Raw genomic sequence first — 9031 nt, 5'->3', positions numbered from 1 at the left:
CCATAAGATTCTTTCTAATGATGGTTTGGTCGCTTTTCATTATAGGTCTTATGGGACTTTTTTTCTACAACAAAATAGGCTCCATAATTCCTATGGTGGTTTTACCCACTACAGAAATTATAGAGCCGGTTTTAAAATCCAGTCACAGTGACACCCAATAAGCGAACGTCTTTATCTTTATCTGCCAGAGATTCGTAAAGTTGGATAGCCATTTGTGAAATAGTTTCAGCATCTTGGATCTTTTGAGATAAGCTTTTCCGCTTAGTCATTGTAGAAAAGTCAGCATAGCGGATTTTTAAAATAACAATCTTTCCAGATTTTTCATGTTTTTGAAGACTAAGGGCAACTCTTTCCGAAAGGAGGGTTAGCTCTTTTTTGATATCCTCTTCTAGATTGAGAATTTTACTATAAGTTTTTTCTTTTCCGATAGACTTACGAATGCGATTGGATTTGACGGGAGAATTATCAATGCCACGAGCCTTGCGATACAGGTCAAAACCGAGTCTACCAAAACGGTCAATGAGACTAATTTCAGAAATTTTTAAAAGGTTAGCTCCTGTGAATACGCCCATTTGATGCAATTTCTCAACTGTTTTCTTACCTACACCGTGGAATTTAGCGATATCCATTTGTTTGAGAAAATCTTCAGCTTCATTAGGGAGAATAACTGTCAGACCTCGAGGTTTTTGGTAATCGCTGGCTATTTTAGCTAAGAATTTATTGTAAGACACACCAGCAGAAGAGGTCAAATGAAGTTCATTCCAAATATCTTGTTGAATTAGTCGAGCGATTTTAACAGCGGACTTGATGCCGAGTTTGTTTTCAGTCACGTCTAGATAAGCTTCATCGATACTCATAGGCTCGATATTATCCGTATAACGTTTGAAAATAGCTCGAATCTGTTGACCGACAGCAGTATATTTTTCGTAGTTTCCAGAAATGAAAACTGCTTGAGGGCAACGTTCATAGGCTTCTTTAGAACTCATGGCTGAGTGGATGCCAAATGCTCGTGCTTCATAGCTACAGGTAGAAACAACACCGCGACCACCAGTTTTTCTAGGGTCACTACCAATCACAACTGGCTTCCCTTTAAGTTTGGGATTGTCTCGAATTTCAACAGCAGCAAAAAAGGCATCCATGTCAATATGGATGATTTTACGAGATAAATCATTCATTAGTGGAAAAATCAACATGGAGAAACCTCTCAGTGCCAGTTTGTTTAATTTTATTATACTCTTTTTCTGAAAAAATGAAAATCAAAATAACCTCTTTCAAAAATATAATACAGTTTGTGGCATATTTCGGACTGTATTAGAAAAGAAAGTGTTAAAAAAGTGAGTTTTTAGTTGTTGAAATCGTTTACTGTGTGTTATACTGAATACATGAATGTAACAGATGACTGTTACTAGAAAGAAAAAAGAGGAATTAACATGGTTGTTAAGACAGTTGTTGAAGCACAGGACATTTTTGACAAAGCCTGGGAAGGCTTTAAAGGTGTTGACTGGAAAGAAAAAGCAAGTGTATCACGCTTTGTACAAGCAAACTACACTCCTTATGATGGAGATGAAAGCTTCCTTGCAGGACCAACAGAACGTTCACTCCACATCAAAAAAATCGTAGAAGAAACTAAAGCACACTACGAAGAAACTCGTTTCCCAATGGACACTCGTCCAACTTCTATTGCTGATATTCCTGCTGGATTTATCGACAAAGAAAACGAATTGATTTATGGTATCCAAAACGATGAACTCTTCAAATTGAACTTCATGCCAAAAGGTGGTATCCGTATGGCTGAAACTACTTTGAAAGAAAATGGATACGAACCAGATCCAGCTGTTCACGAAATTTTCACTAAATACGTAACAACTGTTAACGATGGTATCTTCCGTGCTTACACTTCAAACATCCGTCGTGCTCGTCACGCTCACACTGTAACTGGTCTTCCAGATGCATACTCACGTGGACGTATCATCGGTGTTTATGCACGTCTTGCTCTTTACGGTGCAGACTACTTGATGCAAGAAAAAGTTAACGATTGGAACTCAATCGAAGAAATTGATGAAGAAACAATCCGTCTTCGTGAAGAAATCAACCTTCAATATCAAGCATTGCAACAAGTTGTACGCTTGGGTGATCTTTACGGAGTTGATGTTCGTAAACCAGCGATGAACGTTAAAGAAGCTATCCAATGGGTAAACATTGCCTTTATGGCTGTCTGCCGTGTTATCAACGGTGCGGCTACATCTCTTGGACGTGTGCCAATCGTATTGGACATCTTTGCAGAACGTGACCTTGCTCGTGGTACATTTACTGAATCAGAAATCCAAGAATTTGTTGATGATTTCGTTATGAAACTTCGTACAGTTAAATTTGCTCGTACAAAAGCTTACGACCAATTGTACTCAGGTGACCCAACCTTCATCACAACTTCAATGGCTGGTATGGGTAACGACGGTCGTCACCGTGTTACTAAGATGGACTACCGTTTCTTGAACACTCTTGACAACATCGGTAACTCTCCAGAACCAAACTTGACAGTTCTTTGGACTGATAAATTGCCATACAACTTCCGTCGCTACTGTATGCACATGAGCCACAAACACTCTTCTATCCAATACGAAGGTGTAACAACAATGGCTAAAGACGGATATGGTGAAATGAGCTGTATCTCATGCTGTGTGTCTCCACTTGACCCAGAAAATGAAGAACAACGTCACAACATCCAGTACTTCGGTGCTCGCGTTAACGTTCTTAAAGCTCTTCTTACTGGTTTGAACGGTGGTTACGATGATGTTCATAAAGACTACAAAGTATTTGACATCGAACCAATCCGTGATGAAGTTCTTGAATTCGAATCAGTTAAAGCTAACTTTGAAAAATCTCTTGACTGGTTGACTGACACTTACGTAGATGCTTTGAACATCATCCACTACATGACTGACAAGTACAACTACGAAGCTGTTCAAATGGCCTTCTTGCCAACTAAACAACGTGCTAACATGGGATTTGGTATCTGTGGATTCGCTAATACTGTTGACACATTGTCAGCTATCAAGTACGCTACAGTTAAACCAATCCGTGACGAAAATGGCTACATCTACGATTACGAAACAATCGGTGAATACCCACGTTGGGGTGAAGATGACCCACGTTCAAACGAATTGGCAGAATGGTTGATCGAAGCTTACACAACTCGTCTACGTAGCCACAAACTTTACAAAGACGCAGAAGCTACAGTATCACTTTTGACAATCACATCTAACGTTGCTTACTCTAAACAAACTGGTAACTCTCCAGTCCACAAAGGTGTATACCTCAACGAAGATGGTTCAGTGAACTTGTCTAAACTTGAATTCTTCTCACCAGGTGCTAACCCATCTAACAAAGCTAAAGGTGGATGGTTGCAAAACTTGAACTCACTTGCTAGCCTTGACTTTGGTTACGCAGCTGATGGTATCTCATTGACAACTCAAGTATCACCACGTGCTCTTGGTAAAACTCGTGACGAACAAGTTGATAACTTGGTAACAATCCTTGATGGTTACTTCGAAAACGGTGGACAACACGTTAACTTGAACGTTATGGACTTGAACGATGTTTACGAAAAGATCATGTCAGGTGAAGACGTAATCGTACGTATCTCAGGATACTGTGTAAATACTAAGTACCTCACTCCAGAACAAAAAACTGAATTGACACAACGTGTCTTCCACGAAGTTCTTTCAATGGATGATGCATTGAGCTAAGATTCATAAATAGTAAATCAAAAACCAGTCATTTTGACTGGTTTTTTGGTATAAAAAAATTTTTAAAAAAAGTTGGTCAAAGTTGGTCAAATCTCTTGACTATTACTGACCAAAGTGATATACTAAGAACATAAGGATAAGAAAATCCTTAGAAAACCTTGATTTTAAGGTGATTGTCTATGTTATCTTGAGATCAAAGTATGGGTAAAACCTAGAAAAGAGGTGCAACCTATGTTTAACATTAGTATTTTTAGAATTCCAATTACAAAATCTACATTGGATAAAGAAAAACCAGAAATTATACGTAGAGTAGCAAGTAGCTAGTCTAAATTTTTTAAAATAAAGGTCAGAGAAAGTCAAATTATTTTGACTAAGTAAATATAAAAACAAACGAGGTATGAAATATGAATAACAACTTTAATAACTTTAACAACATGGATGATTTATTTAACCAATTGATGGGTGGTATGCGTGGATACAGTTCAGAAAACCGTCGTTACTTGATTAACGGTCGCGAAGTAACACCTGAAGAATTCGCTATTTACCGTCAAACTGGTCAACTTCCAAGCGAAGGAAGTGACCAAGTTCAGTATGTTCAAGGTAAAGCTATGAAACAAGATGGTATTCTTGCAAAACTTGGACGTAACTTAACAGCTGAAGCTCGTGAAGGTAAGTTAGATCCGGTTATTGGACGTAATAAGGAGATTCAAGAAACATCTGAAATCCTTTCTCGTCGTACAAAGAATAACCCAGTTCTAGTCGGTGATGCTGGTGTTGGTAAAACGGCAGTAGTAGAAGGTCTTGCCCAAGCTATCGTGAATGGTGATGTTCCAGCAGCAATCAAGAATAAAGAAATCATTTCCATTGATATTTCTGGACTTGAAGCTGGTACTCAATACCGTGGTAGCTTTGAAGAAAACATTCAAAACTTGGTAAAAGAAGTTAAAGAAGCTGGAAACATTATCCTCTTCTTCGATGAAATTCATCAAATCCTTGGCGCAGGTAGCACAGGGGATGGTCAAGGATCTAAAGGTCTTGCTGATATCTTGAAACCAGCTCTTTCACGTGGTGAATTAACAGTGATTGGTGCAACAACTCAAGATGAATATCGCAACACTATTTTGAAAAATGCTGCTCTTGCTCGTCGTTTCAACGAAGTGAAAGTTAATGCTCCATCTGCTGAAGATACTTTCAAGATTCTCCAAGGTATTCGTGATCTTTATCAACAACACCACAACGTTATCTTGCCAGATGAAGTATTGAAAGCGGCTGTTGATTACTCTGTTCAATACATTCCACAACGTAGCTTGCCAGATAAGGCTATCGACTTGGTCGATGTGACAGCTGCTCACTTGGCAGCACAACACCCAGTGACAGATGTGCATGCTGTGGAACATGAAATTGAAGAAGAAAAAGCTAAACAAGAAGCTGCAGCTGCTAAAGAGGATTATGAAGCGGCATTAAATGCAAAAATTCGTATCGAAGAACTTGAAAAGAAAATTGCCAACCATACAGAAGATCATAAGGTTACTGCAACTGTTAATGATGTTGCTGAGTCTGTAGAACGTATGACAGGTATCCCTGTTTCACAAATGGATGCAACTGATATCGAACGTTTGAAAGATATGGGTCACCGTTTGCAAACTAAGGTTATTGGTCAAGATAAGGCTGTTGAAGCAGTAGCACGTGCCATCCGTCGGAACCGTGCAGGCTTTGACGAAGGAAACCGTCCAATCGGTAGCTTCCTATTTGTAGGTCCTACCGGAGTCGGTAAAACTGAATTAGCTAAACAATTAGCTCTTGATATGTTCGGAACTAAAGATGCTATCATCCGTTTGGATATGTCAGAATACAGCGATCGTACAGCCGTTTCTAAATTGATTGGTACCACTGCAGGTTATGTTGGTTACGATGATAATAACAATACCTTGACTGAACGTGTCCGTCGTAATCCATACTCAATTGTCCTTCTTGATGAGATTGAAAAGGCAGACCCTCAAGTGATTACTCTTCTTCTCCAAGTATTGGATGATGGTCGTTTGACAGACGGTCAAGGTAACACGGTAAACTTCAAGAATACGGTGATTATCGCAACTTCAAATGCAGGCTTTGGTTATGAAGCTAACTTGACAGAAGATGCGGACAAACCAGAGCTCATGGATCGTTTGAAACCATACTTCCGTCCAGAGTTCCTCAACCGTTTCAATGCTGTTATCGAATTCTCACATTTGAGCAAGGAAGACCTTTCTAAGATTGTTGATTTGATGTTGGTTGATGTCAATAAGACACTTGCCAAGAAAGAGATCGATTTGGCAGTGAGCGATGCAGCCAAAGAATACATGACTGAAGAAGGTTATGATGAAGTCATGGGTGTTCGTCCTCTCCGTCGTGTAGTTGAACAACAGATCCGTGATAAAGTGACAGATTTCCATTTGGATAATCTTGATGCTAAACACCTAGAAGCTGATATGGAAGATGGTGTCTTGGTCATTCGTGAAAAAGCCTAAATTAAAATTTTGAGTGTAAAAAAGGAACCAGTTGAAAAATTGGTTCCTTTTTGTTAAATGACATGACGCTCAAAGGCATCATCTGAGATTCCTTGTTCAAGAATCAATTTTGCCCATTCCTTAGCAGAGAAAAGGCTATGATCCTTGTAGTTGCCACAAGATTCAATGGTAGTCCCTGGGACATCTTCCCAAGTTGTAGTCTCAGCGATTTCCTTTAGTGAATCCTTGATGACAGCAGCGATTTCTGAGCTAGTATGACGTCCCCACATAATCATATGGAAACCTGTACGACACCCAAATGGTGAACAATCAATCATCCCGTCAATGCGAGTACGAATCAGCTTAGCCAAGAGGTGCTCGATAGTATGGAGCCCCGCAGTAGGGATAGAATCTTCATTTGGTTGAACCAAGCGAATATCAAAGTTAGAAATGATATCTCCCTTAGGACCTGTTTCTTCCCCAATTAAACGGACATAAGGTGCTTTGACAATGGTGTGATCAAGTTCAAAACTTTCAACAATAACTTCTTTTGACATGGTATTTCCTTTCGTTTTTCTTCTTTCATTATATCATAAAGATTTGTTTGAGAACTGTCAATAAAAGAACTTTTTCTCAGCTGGTTTTTAGAAAAATTTCTCATAACAATATTTTTAAATCAATTTAAAAAATTCTGAAAATTGTATTGACACTTGGCTGAAAAGGGATTATAATGTATAAAAAGTCATAAAGGAGTTTATTATGAAATTTTCAAAAGTAATGGCCCTAGCAGGGGTGACTCTGTTAGCGTCTGGTGTTTTGGCAGCTTGTTCAGGTTCAGGCTCTAGTGCAAAGGGTGAGAAAACTTTTTCTTATGTTTATGAAACAGATCCAGATAGTCTCAACTATCTGACAACTGGTAAGGCTGCGGTTGCTAATATCACAAGTAATGTCGTTGACGGTTTGATGGAGAATGACCGCTACGGCAACTTCGTGCCATCTTTGGCAGAAGATTGGTCAGTGTCTAAAGACGGGTTGACTTACACTTACACGATTCGTAAAGATGCTAAGTGGTACACTTCTGAAGGCGAAGAGTATGCACCAGTTAAAGCGCAAGACTTTGTAACAGGTCTTAAGTATGCGGCTGACAATAAGTCAGAAGCCCTTTATCTTGTTCAAGAATCTATTAAAGGTTTGGATGCTTATGTAAAAGGTGAAGTTAAAGACTTCTCAGAAGTTGGAATTAAGGCTGTAGATGATCAAACAGTTCAATACACTTTGAACAAACCAGAAAGCTTCTGGAACTCTAAGACAACCATGGGAATTCTTGCACCAGTCAATGAAGAATTCCTTACTTCTAAAGGAAGTGACTTTGCTAAAGCAACAGATCCAAGCAGTATCCTTTATAATGGTCCTTTCTTGTTGAAATCATTGGTAGCAAAATCTTCAGTAGAATTTGAAAAGAATCCAAACTACTGGGATAAGGACAATGTTCATATTGATAAAGTAAAACTTTCATTCTGGGATGGTCAAGACAATAACAAACTTGCAGAAACCTTTAAGGATGGCGGCTTCTCAATGGCCCTTCTCTTCCCAACAAGTGGAAGCTACTCTGAACTTGAAAAAGAGTTTAAGGATAACATCGTTTATACAACACAAGATTCTACAACTTTCTTAGTCGGTACGAATATTGACCGTCAGTCTTACAAATATACTTCTAAGACTACAGACGAGCAAAAGACTTCAACTAAGAAAGCTCTTCTTAACAAAGACTTCCGTCAAGCCATCGCCTTTGGTTTTGATAGAACAGCTTATGCTTCTCAAGTTAATGGAGCAAGTGGAGCAAGCAAACTCCTTCGTAACTTGTTCGTACCACCAACATTTGTTCAAGCAGATGGTAAAAACTTTGGTGACTTAGTTAAGGAAAAATTAGTGACCTATGGTGATGAGTGGAAAGATGTTAATCTAGAAGACGCTCAAGACGGTCTTTACAATCCTGAAAAAGCAAAAGCAGAGTTTGCTAAGGCTAAGACAGCTCTCCAAGCGGAGGGTGTTCAATTCCCAATTCATTTGGATATGCCAGTTGACCAAACCAATACTACAAAAGTTCAACGTGTTCAATCATTGAAACAATCGCTTGAAGCAACATTAGGAACTGACAATGTCGTTATTGATATCCAACAACTTCAAAAAGATGAAGTCCTCAATGTTACTTACTTTGCTGAAACGGCTGCTGGAGAAGATTGGGACCTTTCAGATAACGTTGGTTGGTCTCCGGACTACATCGACCCATCTACTTACCTTGATATCATCAAACCATCAGTAGGTGAAAATACTAAGACTTACCTAGGATTTGATGCTGGTACAAACAATGCTGCTGCCAAACAAGTTGGTTTGGAAGATTACGAAAAGATGGTTGTTGAAGCTGGAAATGAAGACACTGACGTTTCAAAACGTTATGATAAATATGCTGCTGCCCAAGCTTGGTTGACAGATAGTGCTTTGATCATCCCAACAACTTCTAAAACTGGTCGTCCAATGTTGTCTAAGATGGTGCCATTCACACTTCCATTTGCTTACTCAGGTAATAAGGGAACAAGTGAAGCTCTCTTGTACAAATACCTTGAACTTCAAGATAAACCAGTAACTGCTGATGAATATCAAAAAGCTCAAGATAAATGGAAGAAAGAAAAAGAAGAATCTAATAAAAAAGCGCAAGAAGATCTTGCAAAACATGTAAAATAAGAAAAAGAGGTCGGACAAAAAGTCTGGCCTTTTTGATATCATTCCTGAGACATCAGT

5 protein-coding genes are annotated in these 9031 nt (G+C 38.9%); 3 read left to right on the top strand and 2 right to left on the bottom strand.

The features are described 5' to 3' along the window. Positions 1-131 precede the first annotated feature (131 nt). On the bottom strand, positions 132-1193 hold the full coding sequence (gene dinB, locus QM469_RS09810) for a DNA polymerase IV (protein WP_414276731.1): 1062 nt from the start codon (positions 1191-1193) through the stop codon (positions 132-134). A gap of 237 nt (positions 1194-1430) precedes the next feature. Between dinB and pflB the strand changes: the two genes are divergently transcribed. Continuing rightward, complete coding sequence (pflB, locus tag QM469_RS09805; protein ID WP_049527379.1) at positions 1431-3746, top strand: formate C-acetyltransferase; 2316 nt, start codon at positions 1431-1433, stop codon at positions 3744-3746. Between the two features lie 404 nt (positions 3747-4150). Next, positions 4151-6253, top strand: coding sequence for an ATP-dependent Clp protease ATP-binding subunit (locus tag QM469_RS09800; protein ID WP_311522593.1), 2103 nt, complete (start codon positions 4151-4153; stop codon positions 6251-6253). Between the two features lie 53 nt (positions 6254-6306). Here the strand turns inward: QM469_RS09800 and QM469_RS09795 are convergent, their stop codons facing one another. Continuing rightward, positions 6307-6789 carry an S-ribosylhomocysteine lyase gene (locus QM469_RS09795; RefSeq protein ID WP_414276730.1) on the bottom strand — a complete coding sequence of 161 codons (483 nt, stop codon included), beginning with the start codon at positions 6787-6789 and terminating at the stop codon, positions 6307-6309. Positions 6790-6991: 202 nt separating this feature from the next. On the opposite strand from QM469_RS09795, the gene QM469_RS09790 reads away from it, so the two are divergent. Further along, positions 6992-8974 carry a peptide ABC transporter substrate-binding protein gene (locus QM469_RS09790; RefSeq protein ID WP_414276729.1) on the top strand — a complete coding sequence of 661 codons (1983 nt, stop codon included), beginning with the start codon at positions 6992-6994 and terminating at the stop codon, positions 8972-8974. Positions 8975-9031: the final 57 nt, after the last annotated feature.

Origin of the sequence: Streptococcus infantis (genome assembly GCF_047464215.1) — a bacterium.
Lineage (GTDB): Bacteria > Bacillota > Bacilli > Lactobacillales > Streptococcaceae > Streptococcus > Streptococcus infantis_P.
The sequence above is the reverse complement of the archived record's forward strand: the minus strand, read 5'-3'. Positions and strand labels throughout refer to the sequence as shown.